The organism is Bacteroides sp. B1-V-101 (assembly GCF_023656585.1).
GTDB lineage: Bacteria > Bacteroidota > Bacteroidia > Bacteroidales > Bacteroidaceae > Bacteroides > Bacteroides thetaiotaomicron.
Genome location: NZ_JAMOKH010000005.1, coordinates 1 through 22,602, shown reverse-complemented (window position 1 = coordinate 22,602; position 22,602 = coordinate 1). Strand labels below are relative to the sequence as shown.

Sequence of the window (22,602 nt, the reverse complement as noted above, 5' to 3'; positions counted from 1 at the left end):
CATATACAACCGTCAACCCCACAGATAACCTTGACATGTTTATTAAAAAAAAATACCGTCTTGGGAAAACCCTGAAATCCTTATACATGTACGCTAAATAAGGAAGGCATACTAAAACTGAATAAAAATGAAGAACGAAAAAAAAGAATTATTAAAAAAGCAGCGGCAGGTGATGCGGAAACCATGTACCTGCTAGCACAGGATTATGAAAACGAAGGAAACTTTGACAATGCTTTCTTCTGGTATAACAAAGCCGCAATGCAGGGACTGGCGGATGGGATCAACAATGTCGCCATGTACTACCTGGAAGGTCTGGTAGTAACCCCGGATGTTGACAAGACTATTAATCTGCTGGAAAGCATTGCAGACAAGGTACCTGTAGCAAAGATTAATCTGGCGTGTATATATCTGGAAGGGAAAGGTTGCCCTCAGGATAGTGAAAAAGGAATGGAGTTACTACGGCACGCTGTCTCTGGTGAGGGGCCGGCTGCTTTCACAATAGGGAAGATACATCTTGGAGGTATGTATGGAGCTCCTGTAGATTATAAGATAGCCATCAAATGGTTTGAGAAAGCGTATGCATTGGAAATATATGAAAGCGTGGAGATCCTCTGTAATTTGTATGAAGGCCTGTATTCACGTAAAGTAAAGAACAGGGAAAATATCATCATAAATAATAAGAAGGTTTATCCGGACTTCCTGGTTGCAAGAACGTTCCTGCCGAACATGAACCCGGAGCTTTATACGGAAGTGGAACATATTGACGGGGACATGTCCAATAACTCCACCCGGAACCTCAGATGGATAAAAAAGAAATAATGCCGGACAATCATGGATAGTTATATCACATTAGCACATAGAATCAACCATACAAGGTACAATCTGAGCTATCCGACACTCTCACGGGTTACAGGCATGATCCGTGATGGTAACATGGTGCTGTGTGACAGTCAGTACGGTAAATATACCCTGGCACAGGCCATAGAACATATAAGGAAACAACCGGAGAATGAAATGCAGTACTGGAAAGCCAGACTACTGCCTGCCGTAGCCTATAACGGTACATTTTCAGAAATTGACAGTACGCATCTGATATCGTATTCAAATGTGACGGCAATGGACTTTGACCATATAGGGACACAGGATGAAATGACAGATCTGCGAAACTGGCTGATAAGAACTCCATGTGTCTTATGTGTATTCGTAACTCCAGGCGGAAGGGGGTTGAAAGCACTGATACTGCATGATAATACCGACCCGGACAGGCACAGGGACTTATACACACAACTATTGGACAAATTCAACGTGGCCGGTAAGGATAGCGCCTGCAAGGATATGGCAAGGAGAAACTATCTCAGCTATGATCCTGACATATGGATGAATCCTAATCCGGTAACGTTTCATTATATCCCCACCGTAAGGGCGCAGGGCAAAGTGATACAACCCCATGCAGAAAGAAAGGTGTCGGACAAAAGCATTATCAATATTATAAACTCTCTCTGGAAGAAGAATAACCCGGAATACTGGAAAGAGGGGAACAGGGCGGAGAGCATCTTTAAGCTGGCCTGTCTGATGTGCAAATGGGGAGTGGATGAGAGCCTGGCTATCGGGTATTTCACTGAAGGATGGAAAAGTCCTACGATGAGCGAAGAGGAAATACTAGGGCATGTGAGAAACGCATACAGGGCTGAGAAGAATAACTTCGGGACATTGGAGTTCAATGTATATTAAGGACTGAAGGGGATTCGAAGGAAATGCTGCAGAAGGATAATTTACAGGTTAACCGAAGGCAGGATATATGATAACTATTATAAATGATATGATAACTATATTATAATCACTCACACGGCGTTTGCCTACAGCTAACGAATAACACTATTTTAGTGCAACTTTTTTCCCTAAAATCGGTATTATTACTTATAAATAGTATGTTTTAGAGTAAAAAAAAATGTTGCGTTCCGTTTACCCTTCAACGATTAAATGGAGGGTAGGAAAATATTGCAAACCTTTTATAAACAAAGTATAAATATGAATATGATACAAATTGATATGCCTGAGAAATGCAGGTATATGAGTGACTACGACAGGCTCCTGAAGGGGATTCTACCCATAGACAGAAAATTTATTCTCAATAAGACGATAACAGGTTGCGGAGGGACATCAATGTTCATCAATTCCAGTCTGCCGGTAGTGATTATTTCGCCACGGATTCAGGTGCTCAAGGAAAAGCATAAACAGCATCCCGACACTTTTCTCTTCCATATCCCCCTGTGCAACGACAGGGCGGAAGCAATAAGAGAGAAAATGCAGGATTTAGGCGTATACCTGGACTGTCACCAGGGAAATTTGCCTTTCGGGCAGTTATCAAGGCCACCCAGAATACTAGTCACACTGGATTCATCGGACAAGGTACTTTCCGTACTCAAGTCGAGGGGAATGACAGATACATTCCTGTTTGTGGTCGATGAGTTTCAGTGCCTTATGGGAGATGCGACGTTCAAAGGAAGTACGGACATGAATTTCCTGGTATACCTTGACAGGGAAGCACGGCGAATCTGTTACCTCTCCGCAACACCCATTCCCGACATATTCCTGGATAATATACCACAATTCGCAGGTATTCCCTATTATAAGCTGGAATGGGACCCGGAGGTCATTGAGGAGCCTACACTAAAGGAGGTAAGGATGAAGAGTGGTGAAAGTGCGGAGAAACTATGCGCCCGCTTAATACAACGATACAGGGAGAACGGATATTTTGAAAGGAAGGTCCTGCAGGGAAATGTCGTATATTCCCGTGAAGCCTGTATATTCCTCAATGAAGTAAGGTCCATCAGGAACATCATCGGGCAGAACAACCTGAAACCGGATGAAGTGACCATACTGTGTTCGGAGAGCAAGGCTTCAGAACTGCCGAAAGGTTTCGTGGCAGGCGGATTATGTGCCGACAGGAATAATCCGGTAAACAAGACTTTTACATTCTGTACAAAAGCCTCATTCGAAGGTGTGGACTTCTACTCGACCAATGCCAGCACCTATATCTTTATCAATGCGGGCAAGGAATGGCAGACACTCGATATCATGCTGGACATACCCCAGATACTGGGAAGGCAGAGGCTTGACATGAACCCGTTCCGTTACGATGCAACCATATATTACAAGACGATGCCGGAGAGGGTAACCAAGGAGGAGTTTGAACGGAAACAGAGCGAGATGGAGAGAAAGTCACAAATGATCCTCGATACATATAACAATGCGCCGGACAATGCCAGAGAAATGTTTATCGAGCTTTACCGGGACAAAGCAACGGACAGGAGGTTTGTGGATGATTATATTGATCTTATCCGGGAGAACGGGCACACCACAATCGGTTTCAATTATCTGGTTATGGTAGCCCGGTGGAACAGGTGGCACCAGAGAAACTACTATTACAATAATTCCTGCCGGCTCTTAACAAGTATTCAGGATGCGGTCAGGATGTGCCAGAAACCGGAGGAACTGAAACAGTTTGAGAGTTGGTACTACAATGCGCCTCAAAAAGACAGACTGGCCGGGTATGCCCGTTTTAGAAAACAATACCCCCAGTATGACAGCCTGGTCCTGCAAAACCCGTTCATTAAGATGGAATTTCATCACTGGTATGATACCCTGGGCTATGAGGAGTTATCAAAGCTTGGTTTTCAGGAAACCGATATGGAAAGGGCTTACAATACGGTATGCGCGCAAGAGACGATAAGGGATGCCTGCAGGCGGACATTCAAGGCGGGTGTTTCATACTCCAGGCAGGAGGTAAAGGGAATGCTCCAGAAGATATATGACAGCATCGGGCTGACCGGGAAAACAGCCAAGGCTAAAGAGCTGGCACAATATCTCCCCGTCATAGAGAGGCAGAGGACGAATGAGAAAGGCAAGAGGGGGTATTTTATAGAAATCCGGGAAATCTAAAGAAGCAGTGCGTTCAGTTCATAACAGGGCGATACTGTCCTCTTTTTTTCTTCTTGACAGGTATAAGATTATCAAAGCTTAAGGTGAGACAGTCAGCAGAGATAGTAATCGCGTATCAACAGTTATTCATCGGAAAGTAATTATTCCGAAGAAAAAAATGACTCTCACAGGTATACAGCCTGCTATCATAAAAATGGGAATAATTATTTCCATGCACGAACATCTAATATCATATATTACACAGATAATTTCGTATATAATGATAAAGGATTCAGTTTTGCTAAAGGGAAGTAATGGACAGACTTATCTACCATAGACGCTTCCCGATTGCAAGTATATCCCGCATCAGGAAGGTACTTAGGAGAATATTACCCATGAATTACAATGATTCAATCTTTAAGAATGATAACTTACAGGTTAACCGAAGGCAAGATATATAGTAAATATACTACAACCATTATTATAATAATCACTCACACGGCGTTTGCCTACAACTAACGAAGACAATATTTTAGTGCATTTTTTTTTCATAAAATCAGCAATATTACTTAAATAGGATATGTTTTAGAGTAAAAAAAATTGCATCCTGTAGACTGGTTAAAGGGTAGTTTGAATGCAGAGAAATATTGCAGAGTCCAGTTGCTCATAATACAAAAGGGAGTTGATGAAGATGAGATCTCAGTGAGTATCAGGGGGGAAATTAGTTTCGATAGTTATCTTAGGTGTTTTCAAGAAAACACAGTAGGACTAATGAGATCTGGTACTTATGAAATCGAGGCTGTGTCATTGACAATGTACTAAAAATCGGTTAGTGTACCTTAATATACACTTGAGCAAGAACCTTTAGTGCTGTTTCGAAACAAGTAAAGATATATAAGTTTATTATTGAACTACACTAGTGTGGAAATCAGATTAAGAAGACTTTACTCGACGAAAGACAAACTCTATTTTGACTACTAGATTAAGAGCGTATGAGCTATTGTCATCACATCCATTATCATATTCAGGGTGCAACGTTTTACACCCTCTAAGGATAGAAAGTTTTTTTTTATGTATAAATAGCTGGATTTCAACACAATTCGTTATAATATGCAGAATTAATCAAATACTCATACATTCAGCATTTACACCCCTATGAAACGGCATTTACACCCCTAAAAAAAAGGAGAACACCGGTGTGTAGCGTCCTCCTTATCTGTATTAACTCAATCCGATTTCTTTTTCATGCTTTCTAAAAGCATTTCTCACATCATTCTTACTCACTCCAATCAGTTTGGCTATCCTTCCATAACCCAGCTGATTGCCATTTTCATCGAGAGTTTTCCACAAAGGATACCAGCATTCAATTTCCTCGTCTGTTAATCTCCGTCCCAACCGTGGTTCGGTTGGTATATCCATCTTCGGATACACTCCCTTGTAATACTGGCAGAGAAAACGCTCCATGCAGTGGTTGGCAAGATATTCGGTCAACTTACAAATCGCCCTACGTGTCTTCGGGACGTCTTTCCCGGGTTCACCGGCGAGCATATGCAGCACTATGGCACCATGGAAGGCGACAGTGGCCATGCGAAGGGAAACTTCTTTTCTTGTCTCGTCACCCATCTCCTTCTGTTTCTCGATCCAGTGCTTCAGAGTACCGAATACATAAGAGAGATCTGTCCGGTGTTCGTTGGCAGGAATATCAATACCCTCTTTTGTTCTTCTGAAGCAATACTGTTCACGCCACTTGTCAATCTGGTCACGCATTTTCTCCAGTTCTTCACCCTCCGGTAAGTCAAACTCCGGAATTGAATGACCCAGTTCGGGAATTGCACAAAAACAAACACGCGAGGCGGTTCCATCTTCATACTCCTCCTCTTTAAAGAAACGTCTGACAGCCTTGGGAGTCCCGGTAAAGGTGTAATTGAAATACACGAGAAATGTACCGCGACATTCATTAGGGGTATGCTTGTTGTCCAAAGAAATACTCTCGTTGGAGAATGCTTTACGTAACAAGTCACTAGAAAGTCCGCCACCTTTGGTGAAAGATTGACGCACGGTATCGATCTCTGTCTCCATCGAATAGAAGTATACATCATGATTACCAGCTATAAGCTCCAATAATCTCGCTTTTGAGATCTCGCTGCCTATCGTTTGGATAATCTGGTCAGGCTTGTTACTCCTGGCCTTCTCTCGGTCCTCCATAACCACTCGATGAAAGAGATCCTGTTCATACACATTTTTAAAGATACTCTTTCCCGAACCCTGCGCTCCTACAATCACAACCTGCAAACTGGGAGAATGAGACCGTCCGTCCATATATTGCGCACGCACATTCGAGAAACAAAGTGCACCATAAGTCCCAAGCAGATGTAGAAGCATGGCAGGCCTGAAGCCACCAGGACAACCGTTCAGAATAGTGCTGATGTGAGGAATAGCGGAGTAACCCGGCATGGGGAACTGAGTATCGAACCATTGTAACCACTCACCAAGAGCAGGTTCTTTATCTATCGTTTGTTCGCCAACCGTTTTTTTTCCCATGAGACCAAAATCCTGACGAATCGTAATAACTCTAGATATCTCATCAGTCTTTACCTGACTGATCTCTTTCGCTTTTTTGATATCCAGATCACACTGATGATCTTTTTCTTCCATTTTAAGTCTGCTCACTTCCCTTGCCTTGTCATTTTCAAGTTCGTTTTTCTTTTTCTTTTCGTCAATCTTAACCTGTCCAAGCTTTCTCTTTATTTCGGGTAAAACGTATATTCCAATTACACCTATACCAATAAGGCAACCACCAATTTTCCAAAGAGTTGAAGCAGTACCTTTGTAGCGTCCACTAACTCCCCCTAGTCCAATTTTACCTCCTACATCGATTATAGAGTGGGACATTGCCTTTACTTTATTACTCATAACTCATGTTTATTAATTAATAATCTGTTATTTTTAACTTCACTGTTAATCATCGGGACTGTAGAATAGGCCTTATCGGTTTTGGCGGTCTTCTTTCTACCTGACCTGGCCAAATGCCTGTCTACACTAACCAATGACACACCATACCCGGCGGCAATCTGTTTATGGGACATTCCCTTTTTCGCCATCATATTCCATTTCCTGATCATACCGGACGTAATCCTGGCTCTCGTACGTTTTTGAGAAATAGGCGTTTGCAACGGCATAACTGTTTCGGTATCATTCACCACATCGTTAAATACGATAGACATCTTTTTTGTCTGCTTACGTCTCTTGACAAATCGGTCACAGACCCATACACTAATAAAACCTGCGGCTGTTATGCCAAGTCCAAATACTGATACGATTGTTGTTGTTTTATATTTCATAATTGATTCCTTCTAAAAGTATTTCTAATCTTATCAATTCGGTTGTCTGTTACGATCACAACCCGGACCTTCTTCGATAAGTGGGAACCTCCGGTCGTTTTTTGAAAGATTCCCCACGAGTATCTTAAATCTGTTATTACCGCTGGACTTCCCCTATTCCGTTTTATACAGTTATCGCTCTTCATATTCTGTCAGTTTGTACCTGTTGACATCCGCTTATGCTCTTCCTGCATACGATGAATGTGAAGTTGTTCGTTCTCCTGCATTTTACATAAAGAAGCAATTTCAATCTCCCTCTGCTTGTTTGCGAATACATCATTCTGCTCCTTTATCCTACCGTGGGATTTAATCGCCGTTATAAGATAACAAACAGAACCTAAAGCAACCAATGCGAAACCTGTCCCTATAAAAAAGTATTCGGTTGTCTTCTTAACTCCCAGTATCCCAGTGATTCGAGCAATGTTGTTTGAATTAGGTATTAATTTCATTTTTGTAATTTACTTTTATTTATTAGACTATTTATATGAACATTATTAAGTTTCAATCTGCTTTGAAGTGCCGCATTGTTCGCACGAACCTCCTCATCTAATTCAATTTGCTTCTTGTACCTATGATAAAGGCAACAAAGACCAAAGTTTGCAACACTTAGAATTAAGCATGCACCACCCAATTTTAGGATACTAGGGAGCGCGGATAAACCTTTGCATTTGCCTCCAGTATCATAGAGTTTCTTGATGTCTATATTGTTTAACATATAATTTAATCTTATGGAGTGCTTTCATATACTACCAGCAATCACTCCGGGTTAATTATAATATTTTTTTTTCAGCCTCCTTATCAGCTTTTGGAAACTCTACTAAAGCGTTCTTATCATTTTGAAGTACTGCGCCATTTACAGATTCCAATTTCTGTCCATCTACTAAGATTTTAGTGGTTACTTTCTAAATTTTCGAGAGCAAATATAAGCAATAAAACAAAGGAATAATCCTTTTGAAGTCAAGCTGTTATACAAAGACACACCTGACAGTAGGCTATCTTTTACATCCATAAATTTATACCTATTAAACTACATATGAACTTCATTGAAGGTCAATAGACTTTTCATAGATTCCTTCTTGATTTATGAACAGACAGCTCCACCGTTGAAAACAGCCGGCATATTTCTCAGCGAAACTGTCTATTCCGATTAATTACCTGAGACTACTTGCGTCCCCATTTTTTATTAGAAACTCTCAATATGTCCAAAGCCCGCTCAACATCAATTACAACGACCTTACCGTTTTGGGAAATGGCTGCATCAATGACACCGCTACTCTTTATGCGTTGAGCAGTCGAAATAGAGCAATGAAGAGCTTTTGCCAGTTCTTTCATGCCCCGGACATAATGTTTACCACCAGATGGGAAGATGTTGTCCTTTTCATCGTTACCACTCTCGCTTGCAAAGCCTAACTCTTCTTTCAAGACCTCCACCAAATCACCCAAAGTAGACTGAAAAAGAGGTTTTTCTTTTAATAAGGTATCTTTCATATTTTCTTCTAATTTTTAATTGTTGAACATCTATTCTGAATTCAGAGCGCTCAGAATTCGGTTGTGAAGATAGAGAGTAGCTATTAATATTTAAATTATTTCTTCACACTACAACCCAATTTCAACCGGATAAAAACAAAAAAGGACATATCGCACTTACGATACATCCTTCCTTTATCAAAATCAATTGCAATTGATTAGTCTACAGCTTTTTCTATCAATTTTTTAAAATAAATATAAGGTTTGCGATCCTTCTTTATTTTGGAAAACTCGGTAGAAATTGATTTATTATCTATCGTTATACCATCAATTACAAAAACTTTTTGGGTTATACTCCATATTCCATAAGTATCCTTCCCTTTCCTCTTTTTACATAACAATCCAATAAAACAACTTAAATCCTGCATAGTGCCAAGCCATTTTATCGATGGATGATCAACTCCTTTGACCTTTTCTCGTTTCCCCGTTAAAATATAAGCAAACTGCTCTATGGGAATATCAAAGACATACCTGTCAATAAGTTCTTTATATAAGTATTCTATTGATTTTCTATTCAAATCCAATCGGAAATCATATTTTTCTTTCTCTACGCCGATCTGTCTTAATGTGTCAAAACTCTCAGGTAGATTAAAAATACGAGGTGCTTTATAATTGTCTGGACAAATTATAATATCTATTGCTTTGGGATTTTTTTGCTTATATCCATTATAAATTTCTTGCAACTTAAATGCATAAGCAGAATTCGACATTTTATTGAAAAAACGCGTTACATATTGTGCAGGGAAAGACTGAATCATATCAAATATCTCAGACAATCCATGTAAATATTCCTCCAATAGAGACATTATATATTCTTCATTTTCTTTATCAGAAGAAGAGTCTTTTAGCAACTTAGGTAATAATTTTAATTGATTGCCCATATTTCGGATTTTTGTATCCGTGGAATGATCAACTAAAGGAATATTAACACAAGAAGCCTCTTCTACTAATGAACTAACCACTGGATATAATTGCTCAAAAATTGATTTACGACAATCTACATTTTTGAAAGCATTAATTATAATTGTAAGGGTTCTACTATTATTGGATAGTATTTCTTTAAAACAATCAAAATAAAATATTCCTGCTTTTATATAAAGAAATAAATCTCCCCTTTTATCTATCTGACAGAATGAAGCATAATCGTCGTCTCTTAATGCATTTATCATCTTATTTCTACGAACATTTGATAGAGAAAGATATGAACATATCGATTCTATATCATTTTTTGATAACTGTTTCAATCTTACAAATAACTTTTCATCACTAATATTCAAAGTAGGATCACTCCTTAAATCATTTTCGCTAATACGAATATCTGAATCAACGACCTCTAACATTTTTTGGTGATTTAAGAATTCATATAACTCTAAAGGATTTAGAATATCAATGAGACTATTCATAAACTCAAACTTTTCAATTATCTGCTCTAACATTTCAGCGTTTTTAGTGAATAAATAAAAAAGCAGCACCCAGTTCTCCCGAATACTGCCTCAAATATAAAGAAAATATTAAACTATACTCCTGATATACTCATAAACTTCTTTCAATTATGTCAGATTCATCGCACCAACCCCTTGGTAATATTTATTATACCTATCAATCCTTTGTTTTACTCTTTACCACAGTTATTATAGCTTTCAATTCATCAGGAGTAAGTGAATTTAATATTTTAGTAATCGAAGTCATTTCCTCATAGGCTAAATTTAACAATTTATTATTATATAGCACTTGCTGTTCATGTGGAAAAATATCTATATAGCGCGCAGTAATATTTTCATCACGAGAATGCCCCATACTATCACTTATATAATTAATAGGAACTCCTGCATGAGTTAAATTTGTTGCAAAAGAATGCCTGCACCAAGTACTGCTAGGGAAAATCTCCCAATTTAAAGCCATAGTCAACTTTTTCATCCGATCTTGAATATTACTATTTTCTAATGCTATCAGTTTCCTTACCTGTACTTCATTTGTTTCCCCCTTCAATATAGAAGGAAATACCAATCCCCCTCTTTCCTCCGGTGCAGCAATTTCCGACAAAATTATTCTCAAAGGTTCAATAATCGGAATTACCACCTCACTATTATTTTCACTTCTATCCTTAGTTTTATAACGCATAAACTGAAAAGACTGTTTACCACTAATATAATAATAATCATTGTATCGAAGCCGTGCAGCATCTGCTAAGTTAAAACCATTACATAAATATTGTACCAAAAACAATCCTAAAGAAAAATGAACCTTTTCTATATAACTCTTTCGCCATGATTCTGGATATTTTTTGTTGATAAACACTTGATACAATTCCGTCATTTGCTCTACATTCAGGTATTCCTTTTTTCGTGTACTACCTACAGGAATCGTGATCAAACTTTTATCTTTACCAAACGGATATTCTTTTTTACTTAAAAATCCCCTTTGTGTACACTCATTCCACACAACCCGACATGCCCTTAAATATATTCCAATAGTCGTTTTAGTAAATCCATCATTCTCCATTCCTTTAATCCATTTCTCAATTGTACTCTTGGATACATTAAAACCAGATATTACTCCCACATACTTAATAAATGATTTTTTTGCCGTAGTATAACTATCTGCAGTTCCCACAGACCTATTATTAATAATATCTTCCCATACTAACAAAAATGAATCCTCTTCATTTTTTCCAGTTAACCGAGTCATGATCATATTCAAACTAAGTTTAGAAGTTTTATCCAAATCCTGTACTATATCAACATAAGATTTAAATGTTTGTTCTAAAAGCATCTTACACTCAAAGTTTGTTTCCTTCTCACTCTTAATATTGGATCTTCGACCTGTATTTTTTGCTCTACAAATAGCATCAAATTCTTTTTCTGTATATTTATCTCCCAACGGATAATACAATCTTTTTCGATCTATAGTAAAACGTAATGCTATAGGATATTTACCTCCATTCCTCACATGCCTTTTGTCTAGAACAAGACTTATTGCGCAAACACCAACTTTGTCATTAACCAAACAACTTATATACTTTTTATCCATAAATCATCATATTTAAAAACATAAAACAAAACACTTTAATAAGCTATTTGGGAACACAATGGGAACACAGCGGGAACACAAAAAGCTTTATTTTCTAAGAATCAGTCATTATCAGACAATGTCACAAAAGTATTAAATCACTGATAAATAAGCAAATATATCATCCAATAAAAATCGCAAAAAATCATTCTAAATGATTCATAATCATGAGGTCCCCGGTTCAATCCCGGGTCCCGCTACTTGATAAGAATAAGGCATTTGAGAGGCTTCCACTCTTGGGTGCCTTTTTCTTTTATACATCAATTGGTGGCAGGTGACGCCATAGGTGACGCTAAATGCAAAAAATTAGCCCCCGAAAGTTTATATTCAGCTTCCGGGGGCTATTCTATTTAATGCTCTATACTCTTATTCCCATTCAATAGTCGCATTAGGTTTCGGCGACATATCATAGCAAACACGATTCACATTCTTCACTTCTTTCAGAATACGGTCTGTGATTTTCATCAGGATAGGCCAGTCTACCGGTTCAATAGTAGCTGTCATAGCATCTACCGTATTGACAGCGCGGATAATCACCGGCCAATCGAAAGAACGGGCATTATCGCGTACACCAACAGATTTAAAGTCAGGCACTACGGTAAAGTATTGCCATACCTTTTTATCCAGGCCGGCAATCTGGAATTCTTCACGCAAAATGGCGTCAGACTCACGTACTGCTTCCAGACGATCGCGTGTGATAGCACCCAGACAACGTACACCTAAACCAGGACCGGGGAACGGCTGACGGTAAACCATCTCATAAGGCAACCCCAACTCCAGACCACAAGCACGCACTTCATCCTTGAACAACTGGCGCAAGGGCTCTACAAGCTGGAACTTAAGATCTTCAGGCAGACCGCCTACATTATGATGAGATTTCACCATCTTGGCAGTCTTCGTTCCGCTCTCTACAATATCCGGATAAATAGTACCCTGACCTAAGAAATCGATACCATCCAGTTTACGTGCTTCTTCTTCGAACACACGGATAAACTCACCACCGATAATCTTACGTTTCTGTTCGGGATCTTCCACACCTGCCAATTTATCCAGGAAGCGGTCTGTTACATCTACATAAACCAGATTTGCTTTCAATTGGTTGCTGAATACTTCAACAACATCTTCAGACTCACCTTTACGCATCAAGCCGTGATTTACGTGCACGCATACCAAATTTTCACCGATTGCCTTCAAAAGTAAAGCAGCTACCACTGAGCTGTCAACACCACCCGACAATGCCAGCAATACTTTCTTATCACCCACCTGACGTCTGATCAGCTCGATCTGGTCATTGACAAAGTTCGCCATATTCCAGTTAGCTTCAGCCTGACAAGTATCAAATACGAAAGACTTTATAGCAGCCTTAATAGCCTCGATATCATCTGTAAATGCCGGAAGCTTCACTGCGCAAGTCGCTTTATCGTGACCGGCAGCCATAACAGGAATCCCCATCGTATAAATAGACGGATTCACGTCAATAGCAACACCGTCGATCACGTTGTTCAGTCCACCATTGATAATAATACCCTTTACGTTGGGCAATGCTTTCAGTTCTTCTACTGTGATGTCGTGAGGATAAATCTCACTATAAACTCCTAATGCACGGATGGCGCGCGCCAATACCGTATTCTCGTGACTACCCAAGTCAAGGATAACAATCATGTCCTGTTTCATCTGATTTTGGTTCTTTTAAGTTATTATATTGTATAAATTTGACTTTAACTTCAATTAGTCTGCAAATATAAAGATTTTAAAAGACGCTGCAATGTCTTGATTCCCAAAGTTTCATTTCAAATTAAATCAGCTACCACATTTATTTATCACAGCAACCGCCTCGGACACTTTCCGAACATTCTCTTTTATGCTTTCAGTCGCATCACAAACCGACTTCCTTTTCCCAGTTCACTTTCTACTGTCAGCGTACCGCCATGCGCTTCCACAAAGTCTCTCGAAATAGACAAACCGAGTCCGCTGCCCTGAACTTTTGTTCCGGGAACACGGAAGTAACGGTCGAAAATACTCTTGTGGTAACGGGGATCGATGCCTTTACCGAAATCCTGAACGTACAGGTCGATCATATCTCCTTCCTGCCTGGCACCAATCACGACACGCCCGTTTTCTTTAGAATAACGAATCGCATTGCTGAGCAAATTAGTCAATACCCAAGCTATCTTTTCACTATCGACAAAGAGCTTGCCGATTTTCTCTTCCGGGTACTCTACTTCTATCTGAATATTGAACTTATCCGCTTGTACCTGATTAGCTTTAATCGCATATTCTATCAGTTCAATGGGCTTCGTTATCTTCGGCATTAATTGCAGCTTGCCTGCCTCTACCTGAGTCATATTCAGCAATTCGCCCGTAATGCTCAACAGGCGTTCGCTATTTTCCTTGATGCTTTTGGACAACTGTTCCTGTTCATCATTCAGCTCACCGACACGTTTATCTTCCAATAGCTGCAGACTCATCATGATAGCCGCAATCGGAGTTTTCAATTCGTGTGAAATGGTCGAAATAAATGTAGTCTTGGCAGAATCCAGTTCCTTGAATTCCGTTATATTCTTCAGCAGAATGACATCCCCTAATTTGCTGGGTTCATCCTTCCCTGCATCCGTATTTATGATAGGAATATAGGAAGCCTTGAAATAACTCTCTTTATCATCGGCATATATCTTTAACGGCTCTTTCTGATCTCCCGGCGTCACCAGTTCACGAATCAGCCGGCGAAGCAGATCATTCTTCAAAGACAATTCTTCCGCAGATTTACGTATGACATTACCTCTTTTCAGATTCAGCACGTTCAGTGCTTCCTCATTAATAAACAAAATCTCACGATCCATATTCAGACCGATTATCGGATCGTCGATACTGTTCACGATGGCCTCAATGAATTTCTTGGCAGAAAGAATATCCGCTAACGTACTTGCCCGATACTCGGCCAGACGTTCCGCCATACGGTTGAAACTCTCGGCGACTTCCCGAAACTCCTGATTATTTCTCATATCCAGCCGTTCTTCATAATTATGATTGGCTATTTCAAGAATCCCTTGTTTCAGTTCCTTGATGGGTTTACTGATTGTTCGGGGCAACCAATACAGCAATGTCAATCCGGTCAATATACAAATACCGCCGGTAACGGAAATCCACAACAGAGCGCGTTCCAATGCCGGCATAGCGGCAGGACTGTCAGGTTCTGTGGCAGTCAGCAACTGAAGGTTCACAACAGAAAGTGTTACCAGCAAAATAATCATTCCCGCCAGCATCCCGATGCCGAGAATCAGTTTTGTTTTAATATTCATATCGTTCATACGGTTAATATTATGCAAGTATAATCAAATCTACATTAGCTTGTGACAAATTATTCAAAAACTTTCGATATCCGAGTATGGAGCAAATGGCATGAGGAAATCTCAGATTAGGAGTTCCCATGCAAACAGAAGATATTTGCTTGTCCCGACAAACTTTGACAATACTCCCCAGAATATCCTTCGACTGCACCTGGATGACCTCTCCGCCCAGTTCTGCTACCAGCTTAAAATGATTCAGCAAATAACGCTGACTGGCCAGATCAATCCGGTCCATACTCTCCCTCGGAGTCTGCACATAGAGAGCAACGAAAGTCGTATTATATCGTGTTGCCAGACGTGCCGCCTTCCGGATAATCCTCCTGGGTGTTTTCTCATGACTACTGATACAAGCCATGAACTTCTCATGCCTGATTCCGACCGAGACACCCATCACAACCTCATTCTCCACCTTCTTCTCCACCCGGAGCGCCACTTCCTTCAGAGCCAGTTCCCGCAGTTGAAGGATATTCTCGGTCCGGAAGAAATTATCCAGCGCTGTCTGAATCTTTTCCGGACGGTATATCTTTCCTGCTTTCAGACGCGAGATCAGTTCTTCCGCTGTCAAGTCGATATTCACCACTTCATCCGCTTCCTGAAGCACACTGTCCGGCACCCGTTCTTTCACCTCGATCCCTGTAATCTCCTGCACTTCTTCATTCACACTCTCGATATGCTGGATATTGATTGCGGAAATCACATTAATCCCCTCATCCAACAGAGTCATCACATCCTGCCAACGTTTCTCGTTCAAACTGCCTTCCACATTGGTGTGTGCCAGTTCGTCCACAATCACAATCTCGGGATGAAGGCGGATAATGGCGTCCACATCCATTTCCTCCAACTCTTTTCCTTTATAGAAAATTTTACGTCGGGGGATCACAGGCAGCCCCTGCATCAGAGCCTCCGTTCCGGCACGCCCGTGAGTTTCAATATAGCCGACTTGTACATCCACCCCATTCTCCAGTAGTTCATGAGCCTCCTGAAGCATACGGTAAGACTTCCCTACACCGGCTATCATGCCGATATAGATTTTAAACTTGCCTCGATGAGACTTCTTGATCAGATCCAAAAAATGTTGTACACTCTGTTCTCTATCCATATCCATTTCATTAATTGCTGTTTATAAACTATTTCAACCCGTAGTAATCATCACGATCACCACGGGTTTCTGCATAATAAAAATTCATGAGTTTATATCTATGGTCTTAAAGTTACGCCAAAAACCAAAAAAGCATCTTCAACACATGGATTCCATATAGCCTGTGCAAATATCGGCAATGAAAACTTATCATTAATTTTTATCTCTGTCATTCCTTTTAAAGCTACATTAGTCACGGCGAAGCCACTATTCGTGTACATACCCTCCGCCTTATACGGTACTGCGCCGCAAGTTACATTTAAATCGACATTTTTCACACTGAAAGGATAGTTCAGTTCCAGATAGGAGGAATAATTCTGTTTCAGTTCTCCGCTATCATTCAGCTTCTTGTCTTTTCCGGCAAACATCGTATACCACGCTACGGACAGGGGAAACTTCTCTACGGGCAACGTATAAGCCAATCCCGCCTCAAAATGATGTCCCGTCTCGTGGCTCTTAAAATTAAAATATTTATATGCCCCTTCACCTTCCCACCACAAATCGGCAACCGTCAGCGTAGGTCCCGCCTTACCAAACTTATAGGCAAGAGTCAGATCCAGTTCTTTATTCCCTCCACTGAAATTAGTAGATCCCCATGCGGTAACAGAAAAATTATCGAACCCAAACCCCAGCGTGGGTTGAAAAGCCGCACCTCCACCCTGGTACATTCCCCGCCAGACATAGGAACTGACAATATCTCCCTGCACAGCAAATTCCTGTGCTTTTGCATCCGTTATACCCGATACGCATACAGTTGCCGTAACCAATGCTCCTACAACAATCTTCTTACTAAAAAAACTCTTCATATTTATCTTTTTATTTTATGTTTCTAAAAAAGAGCAGCGCCCTGTCCAGCCCTGTTTATTTGAACCGCAATAAATAACTAAAACGATTCGGACAGGCACGCCGCCCAGTGTTTGGTTATTTATTCTCTTCAAGTGCTATATTCAGCTTCAGCACATTTATTTTCTCCGTTCCGAAAATTCCGAGTAAAGGCTTCTCCACACTTTGATCAACGATTTCTTTCACTTGGTTTTCAGTCAGGCCACGTGCCTGTGCCACTCTCTTTATCTGCACGTATGCACATTGCGGAGTAATATTGGGGTCGAGGCCGGAGGCACTCGCCGTTACCATCTCCGCCGGAACATCTTTACGGCTCAGATAAGGATGATGTACAAGGAACGTATCGATACGCGCTTCCACTTCAGCCAGATATTCGGGATTCGTGGGTCCTTTGTTGCTACCGGACGAACTAGAAGCATCATAACCGTCTCCGGCACACGAAGGACGTCCCCAGAAATAAATATCTTTTGTAAACATCTGACCGACATTGGCCGCACCCACCACTTTTCCATCCAGTGTGGCAACTTCAGCATTTCCCTTATTAGGTCCTGCCACTTGTGCAAACAACCACAAAATAAGAATATAGAATACGGAGAAAAAGACACAGAAAACAAGAGTTATCTTTAGTGATTTAAATAAAGTTTTCATCGCTATTGTTTTTTAATTAAAAGAATAAACCTACTAATAAATCAATCAGTTTAATTCCGATAAACGGAGCAATCACACCACCTACACCGTAAATCAGCAGATTCCGGCGAAGCAAAGCACTTGCACCTATCGGCTTGTACTGAACGCCACGCAAAGCCAACGGAATCAAGATCGGAATAATAATCGCATTGAAGATGACTGCCGAAAGGATCGCACTCTCAGGACTATGCAACTGCATGATATTCAACGCCGCCAGTTCGGGGATAGCCACCATAAACAAGGCGGGGACAATGGCAAAATATTTAGCCACATCGTTGGCGATAGAGAAAGTAGTCAGTGTTCCACGGGTCATCAGCAACTGCTTACCGATTTCCACAATCTCGATCAGTTTGGTAGGATCATTATCCAGATCTACCATATTGCCGGCTTCCTTTGCAGCCTGCGTACCACTGTTCATTGCCACTCCGACATTCGCCTGAGCCAAAGCGGGAGCATCATTCGTACCGTCCCCCATCATTGCCACCAGTTTGCCGGACTGTTGTTCCTTCTTGATATATTCCATTTTATCTTCCGGCTTCGCTTCGGCAATAAAATCATCGACACCTGCCTTTTCTGCAATATATTTGGCAGTCAGCGGGTTATCACCGGTCACCATCACTGTCTTCACTCCCATTTTGCGCAAGCGTTCGAAACGTTCCTGAATACCCGGCTTGATGATATCCTGCAATTCGATAACACCCGTCACTTTCCGATTAACACATACCACCAACGGCGTACCACCATTGCTTGAAATAGCAGCGATCACCTTTTCCACTTCTTCGGGGAATTTGTTTCCGGCAGTTTCCACAATCTTACGGATAGCATCAAAAGCCCCTTTACGAATCTGAGTTCCGTCCGGCAAATCGACACCCGAGCATTTGGTTTCGGCTGTAAACTTAATCATTCGTGCGCCTGTCGTATTCAAGCTGCGCATACGGATACCTGATTCACGTCCCAGTTCTACGATTGATTTGCCTTCCGGAGTTTCATCGGACAGAGAAGAAAGCAGACAGTTTTCTACAAAAGCGTGCAGATCAATGCCCGGCGCAGTGTGAAAATGGGTAGCTTTACGATTACCGATGGTGATAGTTCCGGTCTTATCCAGCAACAAGGTATCAATATCGCCGGCAGTTTCCACTGCCTTACCCGATTTTGTTATCACATTCGCACGTAGTGCACGGTCCATACCGGCAATACCGATAGCGGAAAGAAGTCCTCCGATTGTTGTCGGAATCAGACACACAAACAAAGAAATAAGTGAAGCAATGGTAATGACAGTATTGCTGTAATCGGCAAACGGTTTTAACGTCACACACACAATGACAAAGACAAGTGTAAAACCAGCCAGCAGAATAGTCAGTGCTATCTCATTCGGAGTTTTCTGACGAGACGCACCTTCCACCAGTGCAATCATTTTATCCAGAAAACTTTCTCCCGGTTGGGTGGTCACCATTACTTTTATATGATCGGACAATACTTTCGTACCTCCCGTCACTGAGCTTTTATCGCCGCCCGCCTCCCGGATCACCGGAGCAGACTCACCTGTAATCGCACTTTCATCGATAGAGGCCAATCCTTCGATTATTTCCCCATCGGACGGAATCACGTCTCCGGCTTCACAGACAAACACATCTCCTTTCTTTAGTTGTGAAGAACTTACAGTCACTATTTGATTACCTTCCACCTTTTTGGCAGGTGTCTCTTCCCGTGTTTTACGCAGGCTGTCGGCTTGCGCTTTTCCCCGTGCTTCGGCAATCGCTTCGGCAAAATTGGCAAACAGCAGTGTAATAAACAGAATGATAAACACAGCTATGTTGTAGGCAAACGAACCCTGAGAGGGATTGATGATGGAGTAAAGTGTCACAAACAACATGACCACTGTAGCCACCTCTACCGTATACATGATCGGGTTCTTTATCATCAGTCGCGGGTTTAGTTTCACGAATGATTGTTTCAGGCTTTCTATAACTTGCTCCTTTTGAAACAAAGAAGCTGATTTCATATTTTTCATATCTTCTCTAATTCAGAATTACAAACTTAAATGTTCGGCAATTGTACTCAAAGCGTGTACCGGGAAGAAGGACAGAGCAGCCACAATGAAGATAACGACAAACGTCATTATTCCGAAAGTCAGCGTATCAGTCTTCAGCGTTCCGGCACTCTCGGGAATGAACTTCTTCTGAGCCAGCAGGCCGGCAATGGCAACTTGTCCGATAATAGGCAGGAATCGGCTAAGAATAAGTACAATGCCACAGGTCCAGTTCCAGAAATAAGTATTATCTCCCAGTCCTTCAAAGCCGGAACCATTGTTAGCGGCACAAGATGTATACTCATAAAGCTGCTCACTCAAGCCGTGGAATCCAAGATTGTTCAGCCAACCGCCCTCGCTTTCCACAAAGTCAGGATGATGTACATATATATAACTTGAGATTGCTGTGAACACTAATATGACAAATGGATGAAGCAGTGCTACTATCGTAGCTATTTTCATTTCACGGGCTTCTACTTTCTTTCCGAGAAATTCCGGGGTACGACCTACCATCAAACCGCTGATAAATACCGCGATAATAATGAACGTATAATAATTCATCCAACCTACGCCTACACCGCCGAACCAAGTATTAATCTGCATATTCAGCATCTCCATCATACCTGACAACGGCATAGTAGAATCATGCATACCATTCACCGAACCATTGGAAGTAACAGTAGTCACAATACTCCAAAGTGCTGTAGCTCCGGCACCCAAACGAACTTCCTTACCTTCCATCGCACCGTTATCCTGCGCAATTCCCAGTTCATCGATACGGGGATTTCCACCCATTTCCTGACTGACATTGATACAGACGCCTACCAGGAAAGCAAAGAGCATCACTCCGAAAATACTATAAGCCAGTTTCTTTCTACGAGTATAAAACCCTAATGCAAGTACCATTGCCATCGGAATAATCAAGATAGACCAGCACTCCACCATATTGGTAAGATAAGTCGGATTTTCCAACGGATGAGAAGAGTTCACACCAAAGTAACCGCCTCCATTCGTTCCTAATTGTTTAATGGGCACAATGGCAGCCGCAGGTCCTTGCGAAACCATCTGTTCCTGTCCTTCGAGGGTAGTTACCTTCATTTTTCCGTCGAATCCCATCGGGGTTCCCTGAAGAATCAGGATGAAACCTACAATCAAAGAAAGCGGTAACAGGATACGTGTACAGCTCACTACCAAAAAATGCCAGAAGTTACCGATTGTTTTTGTTGTCTTGGCAGCCATACTCTTCATAATACCAGCCATAGCAGCCATACCGGTTGCAGCGGTAATAAACTGGAAGAGCATAATGACAAACAGCTGTGTGAAGTAAGTCAATCCGCTTTCGCCACTATAGTGCTGCAAGTTACAGTTGACCATAAAACTGATACAGGTATTAAAAGCCTGATCCGGCGTTTGGGGTCCGTTGCCATCCGGATTTAAAGGTAACCATCCTTGCGAAACCAGCAATACCATTCCCCATACGAACCAAAAAGCATTCAATATCAATAATGCTTTCAGAAACTGTTTCCAGTTCATTTCTTCTTTAGGGTCAATTCCGCATACTTTATAAATGACTCTTTCAATAGGAGCCATGAAATCCGACCAGGTTTTCTCTCCTTTATAAACCTTGGCAATGTATCTTCCTAGTGGATAAGCCAAAATCACCATCAAGGCAACTTGTGCGACCACACCTAAAATTTCTGTATTCATACTTTTACCTTAAACTGTATAACTTTAAAACTTTTCGGGTCTGATGAGTACATACATCAAATAACCGAAGATTGCAATACCTAATACAAATAGTGTTGTGTACATAATTAATTCTCCTTTCCTCTTCTAGATCTTTTCAAACCAGTCTACGCATTTCCAAAATAGCCAGAAGCAGGCAAAGCCGCTCAAGAGGCAAAAAACAAATGATAGTGTTATCTCCATGTCTTTAATCTTTTAAATATTTATTATTATAATACTTGCAATGTATTATGCCAAATGCGTGCCAAAACTCTAAAAGAAATGGCAATAAATTGATTATCAAACATATATAAAGAAGAAGGAAATATATAATAACAGAGTCGACCTTTCCATTTTGAAAAAGTAGTTCAATTTTGAAAGGGTATTTAGTCTTGGCAGAATATGGGATTTTAAATAAAACAGAAGGAAAAAGAATGAAATTGAAGGAAAAAGAGGCTGAAAAGGATACTGAAAAATAGTATTATAAAAGATTGTCCGGTCGTTTATTTTTTAGCAGAACAGGAGATTTGAAGTATGTGGATGATGTGTACTTAAATTCCGAAAGTATCAAACACAATAAAGCCCTTCTGGTATTTCTACCTGAAGGGCTTCTCTAAAAACGGCGGCTACCTACTCTCCCACTGTTACGCAGTACCATCGGCGTGACGAGGCTTAACTTCTCTGTTCGGAATGGGAAGAGGTGGAACCCTCGTGCTATAACCACCTGAATAAATTCAATAAGGTTATGACATGATGAAAAGTAAAACTTAAGTAAGATATCAGAGTCAAATGAATGAACTTACTGATACGCTCGCTAAACGTATATATCGCGATCCGCACCGTCCGAAAGAAAGTGAACGGGCAATTAGTAATGCTCGGCTTTGATGTTACCACCTTTACACCTGCATCCTATCAACGTCATCGTCTTTAACGACC

The 22,602-nt window shown here is 40.9% G+C and carries 17 protein-coding genes and 2 rRNA genes; 3 read left to right on the top strand and 16 right to left on the bottom strand.

Annotated elements, in window-relative coordinates; all coding sequences use genetic code 11:
- The first annotated feature begins 183 nt into the window (after positions 1-183).
- The 3 genes from NBH01_RS05800 (at position 184) to NBH01_RS05790 (ending at position 3,942) form a co-directional block, all read left to right on the top strand.
- Positions 184-819, top strand: a complete 636-nt coding sequence (locus tag NBH01_RS05800) for a tetratricopeptide repeat protein (protein WP_070102211.1) — start codon at positions 184-186, stop codon at positions 817-819.
- 12 nt (positions 820-831) lie between these two features.
- A complete protein-coding gene (locus NBH01_RS05795) occupies positions 832-1,731 on the top strand; it encodes a BT4734/BF3469 family protein (protein ID WP_055229423.1) in 900 nt (299 codons plus the stop codon).
- A gap of 297 nt (positions 1,732-2,028) precedes the next feature.
- A complete protein-coding gene (locus NBH01_RS05790; protein ID WP_117977925.1) occupies positions 2,029-3,942 on the top strand; it encodes a DEAD/DEAH box helicase family protein in 1,914 nt (637 codons plus the stop codon).
- 1,200 nt (positions 3,943-5,142) lie between these two features.
- Here NBH01_RS05790 and NBH01_RS05785 read toward each other — a convergent pair.
- The 16 genes from NBH01_RS05785 to NBH01_RS05715 all read right to left on the bottom strand — a co-directional run.
- Positions 5,143-6,834: a DUF3987 domain-containing protein gene (locus NBH01_RS05785; RefSeq protein WP_055230343.1), complete on the bottom strand. Its 1,692-nt coding sequence runs from the start codon at positions 6,832-6,834 to the stop codon at positions 5,143-5,145.
- Entirely contained in the window at positions 6,831-7,262 is a 432-nt protein-coding gene (locus NBH01_RS05780) for a hypothetical protein (protein ID WP_055230340.1), read from the bottom strand. Before NBH01_RS05780 ends, NBH01_RS05785 begins: the two co-directional genes overlap by 4 nt.
- 191 nt (positions 7,263-7,453) lie before the next feature.
- Positions 7,454-7,750, bottom strand: a complete 297-nt coding sequence (locus NBH01_RS05775; protein ID WP_055230339.1) for a hypothetical protein — start codon at positions 7,748-7,750, stop codon at positions 7,454-7,456.
- A gap of 712 nt (positions 7,751-8,462) precedes the next feature.
- The gene (locus tag NBH01_RS05770) at positions 8,463-8,789 is read right to left on the bottom strand and encodes a DUF3853 family protein (RefSeq protein WP_055230335.1); all 327 of its coding nucleotides are present in this window, start codon (positions 8,787-8,789) and stop codon (positions 8,463-8,465) included.
- A 197-nt stretch (positions 8,790-8,986) separates the two neighbouring features.
- The gene (locus NBH01_RS05765) at positions 8,987-10,231 is read right to left on the bottom strand and encodes a hypothetical protein (RefSeq protein ID WP_192921639.1); all 1,245 of its coding nucleotides are present in this window, start codon (positions 10,229-10,231) and stop codon (positions 8,987-8,989) included.
- A 196-nt stretch (positions 10,232-10,427) separates the two neighbouring features.
- Positions 10,428-11,858, bottom strand: coding sequence for a tyrosine-type recombinase/integrase (locus NBH01_RS05760; RefSeq protein WP_055230330.1), 1,431 nt, complete (start codon positions 11,856-11,858; stop codon positions 10,428-10,430).
- Between the two features lie 405 nt (positions 11,859-12,263).
- A complete protein-coding gene (gene guaA / locus NBH01_RS05755; RefSeq protein ID WP_008764094.1) occupies positions 12,264-13,571 on the bottom strand; it encodes a glutamine-hydrolyzing GMP synthase in 1,308 nt (435 codons plus the stop codon).
- A 185-nt stretch (positions 13,572-13,756) separates the two neighbouring features.
- The gene (locus NBH01_RS05750; RefSeq protein ID WP_008764093.1) at positions 13,757-15,196 is read right to left on the bottom strand and encodes a HAMP domain-containing sensor histidine kinase; all 1,440 of its coding nucleotides are present in this window, start codon (positions 15,194-15,196) and stop codon (positions 13,757-13,759) included.
- A 19-nt stretch (positions 15,197-15,215) separates the two neighbouring features.
- Positions 15,216-16,343, bottom strand: a complete 1,128-nt coding sequence (locus NBH01_RS05745; RefSeq protein WP_048694100.1) for a sensor protein KdpD — start codon at positions 16,341-16,343, stop codon at positions 15,216-15,218.
- 98 nt (positions 16,344-16,441) lie between these two features.
- On the bottom strand, positions 16,442-17,188 hold the full coding sequence (locus NBH01_RS05740) for a hypothetical protein (protein WP_054960028.1): 747 nt from the start codon (positions 17,186-17,188) through the stop codon (positions 16,442-16,444).
- Positions 17,189-17,303: 115 nt separating this feature from the next.
- Positions 17,304-17,873 (bottom strand): K(+)-transporting ATPase subunit C, encoded by a 570-nt coding sequence (locus tag NBH01_RS05735; RefSeq protein WP_016268818.1) that lies wholly within the window; start codon positions 17,871-17,873, stop codon positions 17,304-17,306.
- A 16-nt stretch (positions 17,874-17,889) separates the two neighbouring features.
- Positions 17,890-19,923: a potassium-transporting ATPase subunit KdpB gene (gene kdpB, locus NBH01_RS05730; RefSeq protein WP_008763738.1), complete on the bottom strand. Its 2,034-nt coding sequence runs from the start codon at positions 19,921-19,923 to the stop codon at positions 17,890-17,892.
- Positions 19,924-19,941: 18 nt separating this feature from the next.
- A complete protein-coding gene (gene kdpA / locus NBH01_RS05725) occupies positions 19,942-21,648 on the bottom strand; it encodes a potassium-transporting ATPase subunit KdpA (protein WP_008764088.1) in 1,707 nt (568 codons plus the stop codon).
- 24 nt (positions 21,649-21,672) lie between these two features.
- The gene (gene kdpF, locus NBH01_RS26655) at positions 21,673-21,753 is read right to left on the bottom strand and encodes a K(+)-transporting ATPase subunit F (RefSeq protein WP_062694355.1); all 81 of its coding nucleotides are present in this window, start codon (positions 21,751-21,753) and stop codon (positions 21,673-21,675) included.
- A gap of 530 nt (positions 21,754-22,283) precedes the next feature.
- Positions 22,284-22,394, bottom strand: a 5S ribosomal RNA gene (gene rrf / locus NBH01_RS05720).
- Positions 22,395-22,510: 116 nt separating this feature from the next.
- Positions 22,511-22,602: ribosomal RNA gene (locus NBH01_RS05715) — 23S ribosomal RNA — on the bottom strand; the annotation flags it as partial.

What these genes read in the sequence shown, in the direction of transcription:
- NBH01_RS05800 (WP_070102211.1), top strand. Translation starts at nt 184, where the DNA reads ATGTACCTGCTAGCACAGGATTATGAAAACGAAGGAAACTTTGACAAT.
- NBH01_RS05795 (WP_055229423.1), top strand. Translation starts at nt 832, where the DNA reads ATGGATAGTTATATCACATTAGCACATAGAATCAACCATACAAGGTAC.
- NBH01_RS05790 (WP_117977925.1), top strand. Translation starts at nt 2,029, where the DNA reads ATGAATATGATACAAATTGATATGCCTGAGAAATGCAGGTATATGAGT.
- NBH01_RS05785 (WP_055230343.1), bottom strand. Translation starts at nt 6,834, where the DNA reads ATGAGTAATAAAGTAAAGGCAATGTCCCACTCTATAATCGATGTAGGA.
- NBH01_RS05780 (WP_055230340.1), bottom strand. Translation starts at nt 7,262, where the DNA reads ATGAAATATAAAACAACAACAATCGTATCAGTATTTGGACTTGGCATA.
- NBH01_RS05775 (WP_055230339.1), bottom strand. Translation starts at nt 7,750, where the DNA reads ATGAAATTAATACCTAATTCAAACAACATTGCTCGAATCACTGGGATA.
- NBH01_RS05770 (WP_055230335.1), bottom strand. Translation starts at nt 8,789, where the DNA reads ATGAAAGATACCTTATTAAAAGAAAAACCTCTTTTTCAGTCTACTTTG.
- NBH01_RS05765 (WP_192921639.1), bottom strand. Translation starts at nt 10,231, where the DNA reads ATGAATAGTCTCATTGATATTCTAAATCCTTTAGAGTTATATGAATTC.
- NBH01_RS05760 (WP_055230330.1), bottom strand. Translation starts at nt 11,858, where the DNA reads ATGGATAAAAAGTATATAAGTTGTTTGGTTAATGACAAAGTTGGTGTT.
- guaA (WP_008764094.1), bottom strand. Translation starts at nt 13,571, where the DNA reads ATGAAACAGGACATGATTGTTATCCTTGACTTGGGTAGTCACGAGAAT.
- NBH01_RS05750 (WP_008764093.1), bottom strand. Translation starts at nt 15,196, where the DNA reads ATGAATATTAAAACAAAACTGATTCTCGGCATCGGGATGCTGGCGGGA.
- NBH01_RS05745 (WP_048694100.1), bottom strand. Translation starts at nt 16,343, where the DNA reads ATGGATAGAGAACAGAGTGTACAACATTTTTTGGATCTGATCAAGAAG.
- NBH01_RS05740 (WP_054960028.1), bottom strand. Translation starts at nt 17,188, where the DNA reads ATGAAGAGTTTTTTTAGTAAGAAGATTGTTGTAGGAGCATTGGTTACG.
- NBH01_RS05735 (WP_016268818.1), bottom strand. Translation starts at nt 17,873, where the DNA reads ATGAAAACTTTATTTAAATCACTAAAGATAACTCTTGTTTTCTGTGTC.
- kdpB (WP_008763738.1), bottom strand. Translation starts at nt 19,923, where the DNA reads ATGAAAAATATGAAATCAGCTTCTTTGTTTCAAAAGGAGCAAGTTATA.
- kdpA (WP_008764088.1), bottom strand. Translation starts at nt 21,648, where the DNA reads ATGAATACAGAAATTTTAGGTGTGGTCGCACAAGTTGCCTTGATGGTG.
- kdpF (WP_062694355.1), bottom strand. Translation starts at nt 21,753, where the DNA reads ATGTACACAACACTATTTGTATTAGGTATTGCAATCTTCGGTTATTTG.